The 18426-nt window shown below is 57.4% G+C and carries 17 protein-coding genes; 6 read left to right on the forward strand and 11 right to left on the reverse strand.

Going from position 1 to position 18426, the window contains the following annotated elements; translation table 11 throughout:
• Positions 1-16: 16 nt before the first annotated feature.
• Positions 17-814 (reverse strand): thioesterase family protein, encoded by a 798-nt coding sequence (locus ACN0VD_RS02495; RefSeq protein ID WP_417591263.1) that lies wholly within the window; start codon positions 812-814, stop codon positions 17-19.
• Positions 815-937: 123 nt separating this feature from the next.
• Here ACN0VD_RS02495 and ACN0VD_RS02500 point away from each other — a divergent pair, with 123 nt between their 5' ends.
• Positions 938-1237: an integration host factor subunit alpha gene (locus ACN0VD_RS02500; protein ID WP_339692426.1), complete on the forward strand. Its 300-nt coding sequence runs from the start codon at positions 938-940 to the stop codon at positions 1235-1237.
• A 29-nt stretch (positions 1238-1266) separates the two neighbouring features.
• Complete coding sequence (locus ACN0VD_RS02505; RefSeq protein WP_417591265.1) at positions 1267-1653, forward strand: MerR family transcriptional regulator; 387 nt, start codon at positions 1267-1269, stop codon at positions 1651-1653.
• On the opposite strand, the gene ACN0VD_RS02510 is transcribed toward ACN0VD_RS02505, so the two are convergent.
• Genes ACN0VD_RS02510 through ACN0VD_RS02520 form a run of 3 tightly spaced genes read right to left on the reverse strand, consistent with a single transcriptional unit; the run spans position 1650 to position 5495 of the window.
• Positions 1650-2192, reverse strand: a complete 543-nt coding sequence (locus ACN0VD_RS02510; protein WP_417591267.1) for a SixA phosphatase family protein — start codon at positions 2190-2192, stop codon at positions 1650-1652. The two genes, ACN0VD_RS02505 and ACN0VD_RS02510, sit on opposite strands and share 4 nt — an antisense overlap.
• Positions 2189-4924 carry an ATP-dependent DNA helicase gene (locus ACN0VD_RS02515; RefSeq protein WP_417591269.1) on the reverse strand — a complete coding sequence of 912 codons (2736 nt, stop codon included), beginning with the start codon at positions 4922-4924 and terminating at the stop codon, positions 2189-2191. Before ACN0VD_RS02515 ends, ACN0VD_RS02510 begins: the two co-directional genes overlap by 4 nt.
• Before the next feature lies 1 nt (position 4925).
• Positions 4926-5495: an NnrU family protein gene (locus ACN0VD_RS02520; protein ID WP_417591271.1), complete on the reverse strand. Its 570-nt coding sequence runs from the start codon at positions 5493-5495 to the stop codon at positions 4926-4928.
• A gap of 86 nt (positions 5496-5581) precedes the next feature.
• On the opposite strand from ACN0VD_RS02520, the gene ACN0VD_RS02525 reads away from it, so the two are divergent.
• Genes ACN0VD_RS02525 through ACN0VD_RS02535 form a run of 3 tightly spaced genes read left to right on the forward strand, consistent with a single transcriptional unit; the run spans position 5582 to position 8225 of the window.
• Positions 5582-7168: a lysine--tRNA ligase gene (locus ACN0VD_RS02525; protein ID WP_417591273.1), complete on the forward strand. Its 1587-nt coding sequence runs from the start codon at positions 5582-5584 to the stop codon at positions 7166-7168.
• Positions 7165-7644: an asparaginase domain-containing protein gene (locus ACN0VD_RS02530; RefSeq protein ID WP_417591275.1), complete on the forward strand. Its 480-nt coding sequence runs from the start codon at positions 7165-7167 to the stop codon at positions 7642-7644. Before ACN0VD_RS02525 ends, ACN0VD_RS02530 begins: the two co-directional genes overlap by 4 nt.
• 41 nt (positions 7645-7685) lie before the next feature.
• Positions 7686-8225, forward strand: coding sequence for a DUF1003 domain-containing protein (locus ACN0VD_RS02535; protein WP_417591277.1), 540 nt, complete (start codon positions 7686-7688; stop codon positions 8223-8225).
• Here the strand turns inward: ACN0VD_RS02535 and ACN0VD_RS02540 are convergent.
• From ACN0VD_RS02540 to ACN0VD_RS02570, 7 genes are all read right to left on the reverse strand, one after another.
• Positions 8222-9283, reverse strand: coding sequence for a fatty acid desaturase family protein (locus ACN0VD_RS02540; protein ID WP_417591279.1), 1062 nt, complete (start codon positions 9281-9283; stop codon positions 8222-8224). The two genes, ACN0VD_RS02535 and ACN0VD_RS02540, sit on opposite strands and share 4 nt — an antisense overlap.
• A gap of 175 nt (positions 9284-9458) precedes the next feature.
• Positions 9459-10616, reverse strand: a complete 1158-nt coding sequence (gene argE, locus ACN0VD_RS02545; RefSeq protein ID WP_417591281.1) for an acetylornithine deacetylase — start codon at positions 10614-10616, stop codon at positions 9459-9461.
• Positions 10617-10962: 346 nt separating this feature from the next.
• Positions 10963-11499 (reverse strand): rhodanese-like domain-containing protein, encoded by a 537-nt coding sequence (locus ACN0VD_RS02550; RefSeq protein ID WP_417591283.1) that lies wholly within the window; start codon positions 11497-11499, stop codon positions 10963-10965.
• 81 nt (positions 11500-11580) lie between these two features.
• A complete protein-coding gene (locus ACN0VD_RS02555; RefSeq protein ID WP_417591285.1) occupies positions 11581-12543 on the reverse strand; it encodes a hypothetical protein in 963 nt (320 codons plus the stop codon).
• A gap of 147 nt (positions 12544-12690) precedes the next feature.
• Positions 12691-14523, reverse strand: coding sequence for a DUF885 domain-containing protein (locus ACN0VD_RS02560; RefSeq protein ID WP_417591287.1), 1833 nt, complete (start codon positions 14521-14523; stop codon positions 12691-12693).
• Between the two features lie 131 nt (positions 14524-14654).
• Positions 14655-15347, reverse strand: coding sequence for a prolyl hydroxylase family protein (locus tag ACN0VD_RS02565; RefSeq protein ID WP_417591289.1), 693 nt, complete (start codon positions 15345-15347; stop codon positions 14655-14657).
• A gap of 10 nt (positions 15348-15357) precedes the next feature.
• Positions 15358-16635: an amidohydrolase family protein gene (locus tag ACN0VD_RS02570; RefSeq protein ID WP_417591291.1), complete on the reverse strand. Its 1278-nt coding sequence runs from the start codon at positions 16633-16635 to the stop codon at positions 15358-15360.
• A 365-nt stretch (positions 16636-17000) separates the two neighbouring features.
• Between ACN0VD_RS02570 and ACN0VD_RS02575 the strand changes: the two genes are divergently transcribed.
• Positions 17001-18401: a methyl-accepting chemotaxis protein gene (locus ACN0VD_RS02575; protein ID WP_417591293.1), complete on the forward strand. Its 1401-nt coding sequence runs from the start codon at positions 17001-17003 to the stop codon at positions 18399-18401.
• Positions 18402-18426: the final 25 nt, after the last annotated feature.

Consider the following 18426-nt stretch of genomic DNA (forward strand, 5'->3'; position numbering starts at 1 on the left):
GCCTGTGCCCGCCTGATCAGGCGTAATAGGCCACGCTTTGCATTGCGGTCGCGATCAGTTCGCGGTTGTTGTTCCAGACGCTCATATATTGGCTGCTCGCTCCATGATCGGCATGGTGGGTGTGAGAATCGATCAGCCACCAGCCATCATGGGTCGTGAGCTCCTCGGCGATGATATTGACCTGCCAGTTCATCGAACTGACCATTGCGTTCTTGTCTAGCAGTCCCATGACCGAAGGCGGCAAGCTGTCGCACATGCAGATGATTTCAGCGACCGGGTCAAGTCCGTCGCGTTGTTTCAGCCGCATCCAGCGGGTCAAACGGTTGGTCTTGGTGCTGGTATCGATCCGCTTGCCGACATATTCCATGTTCGAGGTGAAAAATTGTGGGGGACCGCTGTGCAGGTCCTCGCCATGAGGAAGGGAGGGGAAATCGGGCGCGACAATGTCGGATGTTCTGACTTCTGTCGGGCGGGGCGCGGCAAAAATAAAATTGCAGTGGAGGCCGAGGCCCTTGTCGCCGAATATCTCTGACTGGACAAATGCTGTGCTCTTGCCGCGGCGCAGCATTGCGGTTTCTGCCGTCAGCGTGCCGAACAGCGGGCCGGTAAAAGCAATTTGCGCCGACCGCAGTGGTGGCAGGTCATTTTCGATATGACTCGCGGCCTGATAGGCAAGCGCGCCGGACAGGCCACCGAAGGCCGTTCGGCCTTGCGTCCAGCTTTGCGGCAGAGTGACGGGATTGTCTGATCCGCCGGGGCCACATTGGTCGAGCAGTTCGGCGAGGGCGACAGGTTTGGGATGTTTATCGGTCATCTTATTCGCATATCGGGCTAATTGCCTGAAATCCACTGGTAAGTTTGCGGTCGACATTTACAAAAGCTTGGATTTGATCTATAGCTTTGGTTAATTTTCAATCTCTTGATGGAAGATATTGTGATGAGCTATACAAACACCCTGACCCGTGCCGATTTGGCCGAAACAATGAATCGGCAGGTTGGCCTGTCGCGAGCCGACAGCGCTGTCATGGTGGAATCGATTCTCGATCATATGATCGAGGCACTGGTCGATGGTGAAAATGTCAAGATTTCGGGATTTGGCACCTTCGTGCTGCGTGACAAGGGTGAACGCACCGGTCGCAATCCCAAGACCGGCATTGAAGTGCCGATTGCACCGCGCCGGGTTCTCACTTTTCGCGCCAGTCAAACGATGCGTGACAGAATTATCGCCGCAGGTTAATGGACCCGGCGTACCCGGGGGAGTAGTGTATGACCAAAGAACAAGGGGCTTTCCGGACGATTGGAGAGCTGTCTAAGGAGCTGAGCATCAAGCCTCATATCTTGCGCTATTGGGAAGATCAGTTTGCGGTATTGGCCCCGCTCAAACGGGCCGGAGCCCGACGTCATTATCGCCCCGAAGATGTGGAGGTGGTCAAGACGATTAATCGTTTGCTCAACGAAGAAGGCTATACGATCAAGGGTGCCCGAAAATTCCTCGCCTCCCGGCGCCGCGGACCCGCGATGGTCGAGGACGCGCCGCAAATGGCTGTCACTGATGTGCCGTTGGCGACCGATAGCCAGGAAGAGAACAGTCTGATCATGGCGGAGTTGAAATCAATTCGCGATAAGCTGTCGCAGGCGCTTAATCACGCCTAGTCGTAATTCGGCCCCAGTTCCGGATCGAGATCACGTGGTCGGGTAAAGCGATCCAGTGTACCGCAGTTTTCTGTAATATCAGCCCAGTTGTCGATCGCGAGAGTCATCTCGGCCAGCGCCGCGGTCGGATATTTTGTTTCCACTTCATCGCGTGCCGGAGAGCTTCCGTCGTCGGGAACCAGATCGAAGATCAGGTCTTCCAGTCCCGGATTATGGCCAACCATCAGGATATGATTGGCATCTGTACGGGCACCGCGCAATACATCGAGCAACGTAGCGGAAGAGGCGAGGTAAATCTTTCGATCCCAGGTCGGCTCCATCGCCAGACCACTGGCTTCCTCCACATTTTCTAGCGTCTCGATTATCCGTACGGCCGGAGATGCCAGAATTTGGTCAAAGGTGAGGCCATTGCGCTGGATGAAGCGGCCCATGACCGCTGCCGCGCGTTTGCCCTTCTTGTTCAGGGGGCGATCAAAATCGCGTTCGACTGGATCGTCCCAGCCGGATTTGGCGTGGCGCAGGAGTGTAAGTTTTTTCATTGCGGATTGTCATGCATCAAACTTGTTTCAGTTGGAAGACCGGATTGTTCCATTTTTGATGTGGCCTGGCGTATCGCTGCCAGGGCCTGTTCCAGCGGCATGCGTTCGATCGGCGTTCCTTCGGGGAAGGCCGAGAACAGACGCGAGGGGAAGGAGGAAGAGAGGATGACAAAATGGCCATGATCATCAGCGCGACGGATGATTCGGCCGAAGGCCTGGGCCAGACGCGCGCGAATGATCCGGTCATCATAGGCACTGCCACCGCCGGCGAGCTTGCGCGCGCGGTGGAGAATATTCGGTCGTGGCCACGGCACCGATTCCATCACGACAAGGCGCAGGCTCTGGCCGGGGACATCCACGCCGTCGCGCAAGGCATCGGTGCCAAGCAGGCTGGCCTTGGGATCATCGCGAAAAATATCGACCAATGTGCCGGTATCAATCGGATCAACATGCTGGGCGTAGATCGGCAATCCGCTCTGCGCCATCCGGTCTGCGATTCGGGCGTATACCGTGCGCAGGCGTCGGATCGCGGTGAACAGGCCAAGCGTACCGCCCGCCGAGGCTTCTATCAACTGGGCATAGGCACCGGCCAGCCCGGCCATATCGCCGCGCCTGACATCGGTGACGATGATGACCTTCGCCTGATTGGGATAGTCAAACGGACTGGCGACTTCGAATTCCTGTGGGGCATGTTCAAGGTGGACAGCACCGCTGCGTGCACGGGCGGTATCCCAGCCGCCGCCGCCTTTCAGAGTCGCAGATGTGATCATCACGCCATGGGCGGGTTTTGTGACGACCTCGGTCACTGGTATGGTCGGATCAAGCCAGTGGCGGCAGATACCAATGTCATATTCGCGGCCCTCGAACCGGTCGATCATCAACCAGTCGACGAAATCGGGGTCGGCTGGACCACCAATACGCGACAGGAGGGAAAGCCAGCCGGACAGGGTGTCGCAACGCCAGCTGAGGCTTGACAAGGCACCTTCCATCCGCGCGCGGGCCGGGGCATCCATCCAGTCGGGGCCTTCCTCGATCAGATGTTCGATTCGCTGGCCCAGCCGGACCAGAGGCTTGAGCAGGGCATCCATTGCCTCTGCGGCAGTGGCGACGGCGTCGATCATCGGGCCTTCTATATCGGTCAGTTCGGTTTCGAGACCATAGCCCGCATCGGCGCTCTGACTTTCGTCGCGGGCAAAGACCATCGCGCGAACCTCCTGTAGCAGGGCTTCAATCGGGCCGAACGGCTCTCCTTCACCAATCCGCTGGAGCCACCCATCGCCGGGCAGGGCCTCGGCTGCATGGAGGGCCCTTTCAATCGCGCGGCCGCCTTCTTCGTCATAGGATGCGAGATCGGCAAGGCGCGCGGCCAGGCCGCGACGGCGGCCCCGGGATTTGGACTCCGGGCCGATTACCCAACGCCTTATTTCGATGGCTTCCTGACCGGATAGCCGTGCCGCGAACATCGAATCGGCGGCATCGAACAAATGATGGCCTTCGTCAAAAATCAGCCGGGTCGGCCGGTTCTGCTGTTCACGTCCGCGGGCGGCATTGACCATGACCAGTGCGTGATTGGCAATGACGATATCGGCCTGCTGGCTGGCGCGCGCCGCTTTCTCGATGAAACATTTGCGATAATGCGGGCACCCGGCATAGACACATTCGCCGCGCCGGTCGGTCAAGGCCGTTGCGCCGTTGCGGCGGAACAATGTGGTCAGCCATCCGGGCAAATCGCCGCCGACCATATCGCCGTCCTTGCTGTAGGCGGCCCATCGCGCGACGAGATGGGCAAGGATTGCGGCGCGCCCGGCAAAACCGCCTTGCAGCGCGTCTTCCAGATTGAGCAGGCAGAGATAATTTTCCCGTCCCTTGCGCACGACAACCTTTCGGCGAAATGTTTCTTCATCCGGGTAGATGCGGCGGGTCTCCCGGTCGAGCTGGCGTTGCAGCGCTTTGGTGAAGGTGGAAATCCATACCGCGCCACCCGCCTGACGGGACCAGAGCGAAGCTGGCGCGAGATAGCCGAGTGTCTTGCCAATCCCAGTCCCCGCTTCGGCGAGCAGCATATTGGGAGCGCCCCTGATCTTGCGCGGATTGAAAATCTGGGCGACCGCTGCGGCATAGCTTTTTTGGCCCTCGCGTTCCTCCGATCCCTCACCGGTCAGACTGTTCAGCGTGGCCAGCGTTTCCTGTTTGTTCATGCTAATTGATCGGGGTGCGGGGCGCGGAGCCTCTTCTTCCCACTCGTCGAGTTTGGAAAAGAGCCAGCGTTCGGTCTCGACTGGCTTTGTCAACTTTTTTCCGACCTCCTGCGCCCAGGGCCAGCGCAGCCGGTATAGCGCCTGGGCGCTGCTCCACGCACCTTCCCGTTCTTTCCAGAAAGGAGCTTCCAATCCTTCCAGAAGTCGCTGTGCGGCTTCCCGGTAGAGGGCCGCAATATCGGCCTCCTGCTCTGGCGGCGGCAGGCCAAGGGTCTTGGCGAGACCCGACGGTGTGGGAACCACAAATTGGGCCGGATGTATAAAGGCGTATAGCTCCAGCAGGTCCAGCCCAGACAGATCGGGATAGCCCAGCCTCTGCCCCAGAAGCGGTGCATTGAGCAGTATATGTGGCGTCTCCGCCACACGCCCGATCGCCTCGCCCTTGCCAATCGCGCGGGTTTCGCCATCATTTGAGCAAATCCAGATACCGCTATGGCTGGCGTGGAGCGCGGGATAGGGGAAAGGCGCGGACATTTTAGCCGGCGATGACCGGTACGCCAGCGATCCACGGATGGACGAACAGCAAAATGGCATAGAGGACCGCTGCGATCACCAGACTCAGCAATTCCCGGCCGATGCTCGCAATCTTGACCGGTTTCACCCATGCACCTTCGTTGTGCGATATGGTGAAGATCGAGATCAGCGCCCAGAGGCCAAGGCCGCCGAACAGGACCAGCGATCTGCTGTCCCCGTTGGCGAGCAAATGGCCGATTGCCCAAAGGAGAACTCCGGTTAGCATTGGATGCCGAATCCATTGCCGGATTCGCGAAGCGCCTTGCGCGGCACCGAGCAACAGGATCGCGACAAACATCAGCGTCATATTGGCATGGCGGCCCCAAGTAGGCGGATCATAGACAAATTCAGGGGTGGCCGAACGCCAGCCGAAAATCATCAAGGCCAGCGAACCCAGCAGGATCAGCGCAACCAGACCCTTGTGTGGTCCTTCGCCAATGGCGCTCTGGATCGAGGCGCGCAGGCCCGGCGTCACCGACTTCATCAAATGTACCAGGCTCCAAAGCAGAACCCCTGAGATCAGCATTTCCATGTTCATTCTCCCGCTTTTGTTGCGTTCTACCTTGCCATATCGGCTAAGGCTACTATTTGCGCAGCATTGACTGAGAAGGACCAATTGTGACCGATTATCGTGAAGCAGCAGAAAATTCCAAAGCGTGGCCGTTCGAGGAAGCCCGCAAGCTGCTCAAACGCTATCGCGGCGAGCGCGGGGCACCGGCGCCCAAGCCGGGTGGCGAGCCGATGCTGTTTGAAACCGGCTATGGTCCCTCGGGCCTGCCGCATATCGGTACGTTCAACGAGGTGTTGCGTACGACGATGGTGCGCCATGCCTATGAAACGCTGACCGGCAATCCGACGCGGCTGATTGCGTTCAGCGATGATATGGACGGTTTTCGCAAGGTGCCGACCAATGTTCCGAACCAGAAAATGCTGGCCGAACATCTGCACAAGCCGCTGACGCAGGTACCGGATCCCTTCGAGAAATATGAGAGTTTTGCGGCGCATAATAACGCGATGCTGCGCGAGTTTCTCGACCGTTTCGGTTTTGACTATGAATTCATGTCTTCTACCGAACAATATCAGAGCGGCGCGTTTAACGAGACGCTGAAGCGCGTCCTCGCCTGCAACCAGCAGATATTGGACATCATGCTGCCGACATTGGGTAAGGAACGGCAGGCCACCTATTCGCCGATTCTGCCGATCAGCCCCAAAACCGGCCATGTTCTGCAGGTGCCTGTCGAGATCGTCGATGCCGATGCCGGGACTGTCCGGTTCGAGGATGATGGCGAGATGATCGAGCATAATATCCTCTCGGGTGGTGCCAAGCTGCAGTGGAAAGTCGATTGGGCGATGCGCTGGACCGCGCTTGGTGTTGACTATGAAATGTACGGCAAGGACCTGACCGACAGCGGCGTGCAGTCGGGCAAGATCGCGAAGGTGCTTGGCGCGCGCAAGCCCGAAGGTCTGATCTACGAAATGTTTCTCGACGAAAAGGGCGAGAAGATCTCCAAGTCCAAGGGTAACGGGCTCAGTCTTGAGGAATGGTTGCGTTATGGCTCGGAGAACAGCCTCGCCTTCTATATCTTCCGCGAACCCAAATCGGCCAAGCAACTGCATCTGGGTGTCATCCCGAAAGCGGTGGATGAATATTTCCAGTTCCGCGCCAACTGGCATGATCAAGCACCGGACAAAAGACTCGGCAATCCAGTGCACCACGTCCACAATGGCGATGTGCCGACGGACACGATCCCGGTCACTTTCGGCCTGCTGCTCAACCTTGTTGGCGTGATGGGCGATGCGGATCGCGAGCAGATCTGGGCCTATTTGCGCCAATATGCGCCGGACGCGACGCCGGAGCGCTATCCCGATCTCGAAGAGCTGATCGGCAACGCGATGGCCTATCACAAGGATTTCATCGCCCCGACCCTGCAGCGCCGCAAGCCGGAAGGCGTCGAAGTCGCGGCGCTGGAGCGGCTGGACCGTGAGCTGGCGGCGCTGCCAGAGGATGCACCGGCCGAGGACATCCAGAATATCGTCTATGCCATCGGCAAGGAAGGCGGTTTCGAAAATCTGCGCGACTGGTTCAAGGCGCTGTACGAGACCCTGCTCGGATCTTCGCAGGGCCCGCGTATGGGCAGCTTCATCGCGCTCTATGGCGTGGCCAACACGCGCAAGTTGATCGCCGAAGCGCTGTCTCCGCAATGATCGATATTTTTACCACGGGCGGCACCATCGACAAGGTCTATTTCGATGCCCTGTCGGAATATCAGATCGGCGCGACGGCACTGCCCGACATGTTGCAGGAGAATAATGTCTTTGTCGCGCACCGGGTGACGCAGCTGATGCGCAAGGACAGTCTCGAGCTGACCGACGCGGACCGGGCGGCGATCCGTGACGCGGTTGTGGCTAGTGATGCGGACAAGATACTCGTAACCCATGGCACTGACACGATGGTCGATACGGCGCGGGTGCTGTCTGACATCACCGGCAAGACGATCGTGTTGACCGGGGCGATGCAACCGGCGTCGCTGCGGATAAGCGATGCGCAGTTCAACGTCGGCTTTGCCCTCGCCGCGACCCAGACCTTGCCGCACGGCGTCTATATCGCGATGAACGGCGAGATCTTCGACCCGGCAAAAACACGCAAGGATCGTTCGGCGCATAGGTTTGTCAGCGAATAGTATCATTTCCGGCATATAGTCACAGCGACAGGGAGTTTGGGATGGCAAAGCGTACGGTCGAGCAACTCAGCGAGCAATTGCTCGACAAACCGCTGGCGGCGCTTTCTCCGGAGGAGAAGGGTGTTCTCGAAGCCATTGTCACGCGCCAGATAGTCGCCGATGATGCCGCTGATTTGGCCGACGAGCAGGCCAGCTTTGGCGAGCGCCTGTCTGACCGCGTTGCCGCCGTTGGTGGTTCCTGGGCTTTCATCATCAGCTTCGTGCTCGTCCTGTTCGGCTGGATGTTGTTGAACTCGGAAATTCTCACCAAGTTCAACGCCGCCTTTGATCCCTATCCCTTTATTTTCCTCAACCTGATGCTGTCGACGCTGGCCGCGATTCAGGCGCCGATCATCATGATGAGCCAGAACCGTGCCTCCAACAAGGACCGGATCGCCGCGGCCCATGACTATGAAGTCAATCTGCGCGCCGAGATCGACATCATTCGCCTGCACGAGAAAATCGACCTGCTGATGCTCGAGAAGATCGCGAAGCTCGAGGCCGATCTTGGCGAGATCAAGGCGGCGGTTAAGACGACCTAGGCCGCAACCGGCTGCGTCACGGTGCGCAAAACCTCACCATAGCTGTTGGCGATCGTCATCCGCGGGCCATAGCCCTTGGCGATCAGCAGATCATGCGCTTTGGGCAGATTATAGCAGGGCACGCCCATGAACAGATGATGTTCGCTGTGATAATTGACCCAGTAAGGCGCCAGTGTCATCCGCATCAGCATATTGGCTTTGGTCGTCCGCGCGTGGCTGAACGGATCATCGCCGCCGGTGGTGGTGCAGGCATGTTCGGCGATATTGCGAATGCGCAGTATCAGCTGGAACGTGGTCGCCAGCGCCGCCAGCCAGATCAGGAAGGGGATGATGCCCAGCGTCGCCAGGCTGACCAGCAGCACCGCCAGCTGGATCAGCAGGAAGCGTCCGACCGTCCGTGTGGTGCGCTTTGCACCCTCCAGATCGACCACGGGCGCAGCCACGCCGGCAGCGCCATTGCGGTTAAGCGGGGTTCCTGCCGAGGTGTCGCGCTTGGCCGGTGGGCGGGTGTCAGTTGCGCCCGATAGCATCGCTTTCAGGCCCTTCCACGCCACCGCAAACTGGTTGCCGCGCTGCTTGAGGAAGGTCTGCCCGGTGAGATCGCGGATGATCTTGCGCCGCAGGCTGGCCTTGGTGGTTGGGAAAGCGGCGGACAGACCGAGATCAGGATCTTCGCTCTGCTGGGTGAAGCGGTGATGGGTCAGATGATAGGCGCGATAGCTGTGCAGGTCGCTGCCGGTCGCCGCTCCGGTTAGCCACTGACCGACGAAATTGTTGATCTTGCGCTTCGGGTGGAGCAGGCCGTGGGCACCTTCGTGCATCAGGATCGACAGGCCCAATTGTCGTCCACCGATCAGTAATATGGCGAAGGGGGTCGCAACCAAGCCGGCGAGCCAGTGCCATTGCCACAATAAAGCCGTACCGCCGGTGACCAGGGCCACCATCAGCCAGGCGTGGAGAGTGAGCCACAGGCCATGCCAGCGCGAGACACTGGTCAGCGCCTTCCACTCTTCAGGTGTGAAGATTTCGTTCGGTTTGGCGGCTTTTACTGCGGGCATTAGCGATCCTTTTCTCCCTCAATATAGTTGTTTTTCGCCGATTTTACAAATATTGGCGATGCCGTAGCGTTATCCGTTACTGGCAGCGATTCGCTCGTCCCGAGCCTCTCGAAGGACCGGTCTGCGCGCACTCGTCCTTCGACAGGCTCAGGACGGCCGGACCATTATTCCCGCACTAGGCCAGCGCCTGTGCCAGCCTGACCATGAAATCTGCGCCCCGTTCAAATTGCTCGACTGCCAGATATTCATTTGGCTGGTGCGCCTGCTCGATCGACCCGGGACCGCAGATCACGGTGGCAAATCCGGCCTGCTGGAATTGCCCGGCCTCGGCAGCATAAGAAACAACGCCGGACGGACCATTGTCGCCGGTCAGGCTGCGAACAAAATCTGCCGCTTCCTGCGAACCGGTAGGTGCCATTGGCGGGGCATTGGACCGGCGGGTGATGGTGACACCCGCTTCGGGGAAGGCGCGGCGCATCTCGCCATCAAGCGCCGCGACCTTTGCCTTGAACGGTGCGAGCACGACCTCCGGATCAACGTCGGGCGGGCAGCGCAGATCGAAGACAAAATGTGCGCGGCGGGCGAGGATATTGGGCGCGGTGCCACCCTGCATCCTGCCGATGGTCAGCGTCGCGTGGGGCGGGATGAAAGGCGAGGAGGGGTCTGCATTTTCCCAAAGATTGCGGGCCAGTTCGGCCAGATCGTGCATCAGCTCGACCGCCACCATATTAGCGGACAGGCCGAGATGGGTAAGGCTCGAATGCGCTTCATGGCCGAGCACTTCGACCTCGTGCACCGCAATCCCCTTGTGACCGTTGATCACCTTCATCATCGTCGGCTCGCCGATAATCGCCAGCGCCGGTTTCGGCAGTTTCGCCGCCATGTCCTCGATCATCGCCGGCGCACCGAGGCAGCCGACTTCCTCGTCATAGCTGAGCGCCAGATGCACCGGTTTTGCGCCATTTTTGAACAGCGGCACGGCGGCGAGGGCCAGCGCGATAAAGCCCTTCATGTCACAGCTTCCGCGCCCGTGGAGCAGACCATTGCGCTCGGTCACCGTCCACGGATCACTGAGCCAATCCTGTCCGTCGACCGGCACAACATCGCTATGACCCGAAAGAATGATCCCGGCCTCAACGTCCGGACCGACACTGGCGTAAAGATTGGCCTTGCTGGCATCGGCGTTGACGACGCGCGTCGAAGTGACGCCGTGCCCGGCCAGATAATCCTCGACCCAGGCGATCAGATCAAGATTGCTGTTCCGCGACGTGGTGTCGAAGGCGATCAGCTTGGCGAGAATATCGCGGGCGGCGGGTAGGAGAGTGTTGGTCATGGGACTCCGAACTTTACAAACTTTACAGTGTTAAAGGAAAAAAGGGGGCGAGCCCCAGATTGACGGAAATTGGCGGGTTTTCTGCGGCTGTTTTATATCGGGCCATAGGTCCCGCTATCATGATATGCGCAATGTAGGACAGGGAATTTTGCAATATGCCCCTCTCTTTCAAAGAAGGGATGGGGGTGGAATATGAGGAAACTGGTTCGATACCAGTTTCTGAATGCAAGTGCGGTATCACCCCAACCCCTCCTCTGAAGAGGAGGGGCTTAACAGCATGTGCGGTGTTGCATGCTACTCTCAGGTGGGAAGAGAAAGACGATCACTTCAATACAATCCTTCTCCCTCACGGGAGAAGGGGAGCGCGCAGCTGATCATCCGCCACCCATCGCACCAGCGGATCATGGAGATCGACGGTCGCGCCGAGCTCGTAGATATTGCGGTAGCCATAGCCGTAGAGATTGATGAAGGTCGGGATGTTGAGCGCGAGCGGTGCGCGTTTGGTCATGATCGGGCGGATATTGTTGCTGAAGTTATTGTTGCAATAGATCAATATTTCCCGGTCGGGATTATCACCAATCACAGCGCGCAATTTGCTGTCGGTAAAGTCGGAAAAGGGAAGGTTTATCGCGCCCGCCATATGACCTTCGGCAAAGGCAGCGGCGGAGCGCGTGTCGAGTATCAGCGTGCCAGACTTCGCCCCTCGCTGGCGGAATTCCGCCAGATCAATCAGCCGCTCCGCACGCACTGCGGCCACTTCTTGGCTCAGGTCGAGAAAACCGGGATAGTCAATCTGCGGCTCGCTATCGGGGGTGGCCTGCAGCGGCGAAAGCGACAAGGCCGTTGCTGCGCCCAAGGCCAGCATCAATCCGGAATATCGCATATCGCACTCTCTCCTCACAAAGAAGCGAGATATCCGTCAAATATTTTGAACTGGCGCTGAACCCGACAGCGAGCCCCTGATCTAGTGACCCGTCCCGGCCAATTCGTCGGCGATAAAATCGAGGAGCTCGCTTTCCAGCGGATCGAGATTCTGGTCGGCCTGAATTTTCCCGTGCAGCCAGCTACTCTCGATCATGGTCAGCTTACGCGCCTGCTCTACCGCATCAATGTGGCCGCATTCTGTATTTTTGCTGCCAAAGATATCGGTGTTGAATAGATTTTTGAATGTGCCGCCAATGTCGGAATCTTTCATCCGCCCAAAAAAGCCGCTGACGCTGGCCTTGTTGTCGTCCATGAAATTTTCCAGACGCGAGGCCTCTGCGCGGCACAACATGTCATATTCGCCATAGGCCATCAGATAATTGCCAACCAGCTGCACAAACAGTTTCGGCCATTGCTTGCTGTTTTCACTTTCGAGCGTTGCGTCCTTGATCCGGAACAGCATATCGGCTTCGTTGCGGCTGATCCGGCCGGGACCGTCTGATCCGGCGGCATAGCAGGCGCGACGCAATATCTGGACTTCGCTGTCGCTGATCGAACCGGGTTTCAGGGATCCGCCATCGCGGGTCGGGCCCTTGCCGGTCAGAACAGCGTCTTCGATTTGTTTGAGCACATAGTCCTGCAGCAACTCCGGTGTGCCGGTGGCTTTTTCCATGGTGCGGACGAGCAATTCCAGTTCCGCGGCGGATTCGACTTTGCCGTCATGGTCGATTTTCTGCATCAGCCACTGCGCGTTATCATCACTGACATAGCCCTTTGGCTCCGTCTGGTTCACCACATATTCGGTGATCGCAGCCACGAAAAACTCGAGCCACTCTTCGCTAGGATGGCTGTCCAGATCGTTGATTTCGAAAAGGAGATCGGCTTCGTCCGCGCTGATGACCCCGTCCGGCCAAATCTCTTTGCGCAGCGTCATGACATCTTCCGCGCCAATCGCCTGCTTGGCTTTGATTTCCCCGATCAGTCCCGATACGTCCATTTCCATCGCATTCATCCCACTATTTCGGGAATGCGATTAGCCGGAAATGCTTAAAATGCGGTTAGTGCGCTTGTGCGGACGGGTTTGGCGATCTGGCCGGCATGAAGGCAGTTCTTGCTTCATACCGGCTTTGATCAATTGGAAACGGCCGGATCAGGCCTGCGACTTGATCCAGTCGCGGATTTTTGTCTCCAGTACCGTCATCGGCAGCGCGCCGGTGTTGAGCACCTGGTCGTGGAATTCACGCGGGTCGAACTTGTCGCCGAGCGCGTCCTGTGCTTCTTTCTTGAGCCGCTGTATGGTCAGCGCACCGATCTTGTATGCCAGGGCCTGCGATGGAATAGCGATATAGCGTTCAACTTCCGCGGTGGCATCGGTTTCGCCCATGCTGCTGTTGTCGAGCATATATTTGATCGCCTTTTCCCGGCTCCAGCCCTTGCTGTGCAGACCGGTATCGACGACCAGCCGCATCGCGCGGAGCATTTCGTCGTCGAGATGACCGAAGCGCTGATAGGGGTCGTTATAGAGGCCCATCGGGAAGCCGAGCTTCTCTGCATAGAGCGCCCAGCCTTCGACAAAGGCGGTGTTGCCGCCAAAGCGCATGAAATTCGGAAGGTCGGTATTTTCCTGAGCCAGCGAAATCTGGAAATGATGGCCCGGTGCGCCTTCGTGCAGGTATAACGTGGTGATGCCGGACGTGCTGCGCGAGGGCAGGTCATAGGCGTTGAAATAGAAGACGCCGGGACGCGAGCCGTCGGGCGTACCGCTCTGGTAGGAACCGCCGGCCTGGAATTTCTCTACCGATTCATCATAGGGACGAATTTCCAGCGGCGATTTTGGCAGGACCTTGAACTGCTCGCCGATTTTTGCGTCGACCTTCTTGCCCATGTCATAATAGGCCTGAGTCAGCGCTTCGCGGGATTCCGGGTGGAATTGCTCGTCGGTGCGCAGAAATTCGAAGAATTCGGACAGGGTGCCGTCAAAGCCGACCTCGGTCTTGATCTCTTCCATCTCGGTCTTGATCCGCTGGACTTCGCTGAGACCGAGATTGTGGATATAGTCGGCCTTGAGCGGCAGGGTGGTGGTGTTTTCGATCAGATTTTCATAGAGAACCGCGCCGCCCTTCATGCCGGATAAGCCGACTTCATCACGAGTGACCGGGAGATATTCGTTCTTCAGAAAATCGTGCATCCGTTGATAGCTGGCAAAAATTTCATTGGTTGCCGCCGCATATTCCTTGGTCAGCCGTTTTTTGTCGGCGTCGCTGAAATCTTCCGGGAAATTCTTGGTCGGTGCCATGAACGGGCTGTTCTCGAGGCCCAGACCAATCTGGGTGGCGAGCTGTTCGATCACGTTGGTGATGGTCAATTTGGTTTCGACCACGCCGCTTTCCATGCCTTCGCGGAAGCGACTGATCGAGCGGTCGCCGAGCAGAATGAACTGCTTGTGGCGCTTGAGATTATCTTCATAATTTTTCACCGTCTTGAACGGCGCGGCGCCTTTGCCCGAAGCAAAATCCGGATAGAATGTGTGGAAACCGCTGAAATGGTTGACCGGACGGACGACGGTCAGAGCCATGATCTCGTCGGAATAGCCCTTGAGTGCCTGCTGCTTGTCGCGCTTGAACACGTCATAGGCGATCTTGTCCGTGGCGCTCAGCTTGCTACGGTCGAGCTTCAGCAAGGCCGCCAGTTCCGCTGTTTCCGCAGCTTTTTCTTTCGTGAAATATTCGTCGGAAATATAATCGCCAAGTTGGTCGGCATAGCGCTCATCGCCGCGGAACAGGGCGCCGATCGGATTGCGTTTAAGATTTTCCTCGTCGCTTTTGGCAAACAGGGCCTTCAGCTTCTCGCCTTCGGTCATCTCCGCATTTTCGTGATGCTCCATCGCCGCTGCGCTGGTAGCGGCAAGCGGCTGGGCTGTGGCAACGCCGCCGATGGCGAGCAGGCTGGTGCCGACGAGAAGGGCGAGAGATTTCTTGATCATATGGGGTTCCTATCCAAAACTGTTATGTCCAGCTAACACGCTAAAGTATCACCCGCAACGACTTCGCCGGTTATTCAATGTCGTTTGTCGAACGTCGTCGTCGTTTGGTCTGCGTGCGCGTTTTACGGGGTTCAGACTTTCTGCCACTGGTTGAGCCGAAACCATTTGGTGATAATATATTTGGTGCCTTCCTCGACTGGCGTTCCGGCATGCAGGGTGTTGATATTGGGCGTTCCGTCGGGACTCATATTATTCCATATCAGCAACATGCCACGGCGGGGTTCGACCTGATATTGCAACTGTGGGAAGGCGGTAGCGCCGCCCTTTTCCGGTTCGTTGAGATAGGCCATTGCAGTCCATGTGCGCTGTCCGCCATTAGGGCCTTCAAACTGCCAGTAGTTTTCACTCAGGTGGAAATAGTCGTGATGGTCCTTGAATTCCTCACCCGGCCGGTAGCGCTGACCCTGCAGGATTTCGCTATGGCTACGCGGCAGGCCGAGCAATGTGCAAATCGATTGGTCGATGCGGCGGATGTCGGGATTGGCCGGGTCGACATTGCAGCTATAGCTGGTGCGATAGCCCTCTTGTTCGGTGCCCTTGTAGAGCGATGAAGGCTGGCTATCGCTGTCGATCATCTCGATCAGCAGGTCGCAGTCGGCGTCGCTGATGAAATTCTGGTGGACATAGAGTTGTACAAACGGGCTTTCCAGCCACTGAACCCGGGGGTGGGCATTCAGCGTTTCGGTCACTTGCCGGCCCATCTCGGCTATTCTTTTGGGACTGGAATAGAGACTGGTCTGTTTTTTCGAAAAAGCCCGGGTCATGCTCTGCAATCTAGTCGATGATGCGACCGCGCACCATCACCCAGTCGATTTTTTCCAGCACCCGGACATCGTCCAGCGGGTTGCCGTTGAAGGCAATCAGATCGGCGGAATAACCAACCGCGATGCGGCCAATTTCATTCTCCATGTCGAGCGCCTTGGCCGCTGATGTGGTCGCGCTGGCCAAAGCTTCGCGCCGTGTCAGGCCCGCATCGACCATCAGCTGCAGTTCCTCGGCGTTGCGGCCATGATCGAACACACCCGCGTCGGTGCCGAATACGATCGGCACGCCGAGTCTTTTGGCCGAGGCCACTGCCTTGCCGACCGTGTTCAGCGTCATCCGGATTTTCTCCTCGACCACCGGTGTATAAATACCCTTGCCCAGACCTTCGCTGACGCCCTGGAACGCCATCAATGTCGGAACCATCGCGGTGCCATTGGCCTTCATCACTTTGAGTGCTGCCTCGTCTGCGAACGTGCCATGTTCGATCGTATCGATCCCCGCGCGCGAAGCCGCTTCGATCCCGCGCGCACCATGGGCATGGGCCATGACTTTCAGACCGAGCGAATGGGCGGTGGTGGCGATTGAACGCATTTCTTCATCGGTGAATTGCGCTTCCAGTCCGCGTCCCTGTTGGGAAAGGACGCCGCCGGTTGCGGTGATCTTGATAATATCGGATCCAGCCCGGCTGGCCTTGCGCACTTTTTCTGCACATTGGACTGCGCCGGTACAGGCATAGCCGCTGGTAAGCAGCGCATTGACGTCTTCCGTGAAGCCCGACACGTCGCCATGGCCGCCGACGATCGCCAGGGGTGGTCCGGCGGCAATGATGCGCGGTCCGGGAATCACGCCATCGGCAGTGCCGCGACGCAGGGAGAAGGCGCTATATTGCGAGGAACCTGCTTCCCGCACGGTGGTGAAGCCGGCCTTGGCGGTGACCAGCGCGTTTTTCGCTCCCACAACCACGCCCCATTCCGTCGGTTCGGTGGTTTTCTTCCAGAAATCACCCCCCGGATCACCGGTCAGATGGACGTGGAGATCGATCAGGCCGGGCATGACTGTCTTGTCGGAAAGGTCGATGACTTGTGCGTCCGAGTCTCCGGTCGCAGCACCCTGCCGGATTTCGGCAATCTTGCCGTCCCGGACGATGATGGTGGCGGGACCGCTTGGTCCGGATGCGGCGTCGGTGATCAGATTGCCGACGCGAATGACCTGGTCTTGCGCGAATGCGCTGCCCGAAATCATGACCGCAACAAAAGCGGCGATAGCCAAACCAAACACGCGTCTCATGATATTTTTCTCCGTCCTTATTAGGTTCTTATTGCGGAGCGGCATTGCAAGTTGCAACAATAAAGAATTCTTTCGCGACCTGAAATTTAACCGTGACGGTGCGGAGTCATTAAAAATCCGCTCGATTGATTGTCGTCCCGGCAATATAGACGGAAATCGAGCGGGACGCCGATGCGCTCGTTTATAGCAGAAATGGTGATGTTTTGATCGCTAGTCTCTTGCAGGACCGGTTATTATCCAATCGGCTCAGCCGACCGGGTGTCGCTATCGGCACCCATCGATTTTACAGTTAACAGGTTTATAACCTGATTGGGTTATGGCTGTGGATTATAGCCCTTTCCATCAACAGAAAATTGATCCCGATTATGAAGCATGAGAAGTTTGATATAACTGATCCGACGCTGATTGATGCGGTAGCTCGTTCCTGCGGGGAAGTCACTGTCGGCTGCGCTGATGTAGGCGGTCTGGTCGAAGAAGTGATGGCGAATGCGGATGAAATGCGCGAGCGTCGGGAAGTGTTGCAGGATGTGATCGGAAAATTGGCCGATGACCAGAAACGCGTCACGGATTCCACCAACGAGGCGCGAATGTTATCGAAGCGGGCGAAGGATGATCTCTACGACAGCACCCAGGTCATCCGGATGTCGATGCAGGAATTTGGTGATTTGACCGATCTGGTAGTCGCACTTGCCCAGCATATTACAGGATTTGCAGGCGCCATGGATCAGGTGCGCCGAGTTTCGCAGAATATTGACAGAATTGCCAATACCACCAGCATCCTCGCCCTGAATGCTGCGATTGAAGCGCATCGCGCTGGCGCTGCAGGGGCGACATTTGCGGTTGTTGCGGCAGAGGTCAAACAACTGGCGTTCAATACACGCGAAGCGACAGATGAAATATCGGCCACGGTCAACTCACTGGGCGTCGAGGCCGAAAGCCTGGTCGAGAAAATCGAAAAAGGCGTCAGCAAGAGCAATGATGCCCAGCGTAATTTCCAGAAGATAGACGATACGGTCAACCGGATTTCTGATCTGGTCTGGCAGGTTGATGAGCAGAATAGTGACATCGCGGAAAATACCGGCCTGATTCACAATAAAGTGAAACAGGTGCAGGATGTCCTTCATCTTTTTTCAGAAAGTGCGGACAGGAATAATATCAGTTTGGAAGCCGCAAAAGACAAGGTGAACGACCTGGAAACAATGTCGAAAGTCATGTTCGATCAATTGGTCCAGAGCGGTTTTGCAACAGAGGATCGAAAATTCGTTGATCTGGCAATAACCGGCAGGGACGAACTCGTCGCAATGGTTGAACAGGCTTTGGCCAGTGGAGAGCTGACAATGGAGCAGCTGTTTGACCGTGAATATCGGGAAATACCCGGCTCCAATCCCACGCGCTATGACAACAAGTTCAACGCCTTTGCTGACGCCAGGGTGCAGCCGTTGCTGGACAGATATCGGAGAATGGACGCGATTATCAGTTGTGGCGCCACCAATATTGACGGCTATCTGCCGACCCATGTTAGCGAACGATCACGTGAGCCCAATGGTGATCCGGCACATGATGACAAATATTGTCGTAATCGGCGGATATTCCTGGACGACATGACCAAACGGGCGATCGAGCAAAAGGACCGACCATTCAGCGTATCGGTATACCGGTTCATTCGCACTGCCGATGATAAATCGACGGCTGGCAAACAAGTCTTCGTTCCGCTCTATTTTGGCGGTGAATATTGGGGCAATTTCGAACTGCTGTATCTCGACTAGCTGCTGGATCTCACGCGGCAGATTA

Source organism: Parasphingorhabdus sp. (assembly GCF_048267785.1).
Classification (GTDB): domain Bacteria; phylum Pseudomonadota; class Alphaproteobacteria; order Sphingomonadales; family Sphingomonadaceae; genus Parasphingorhabdus.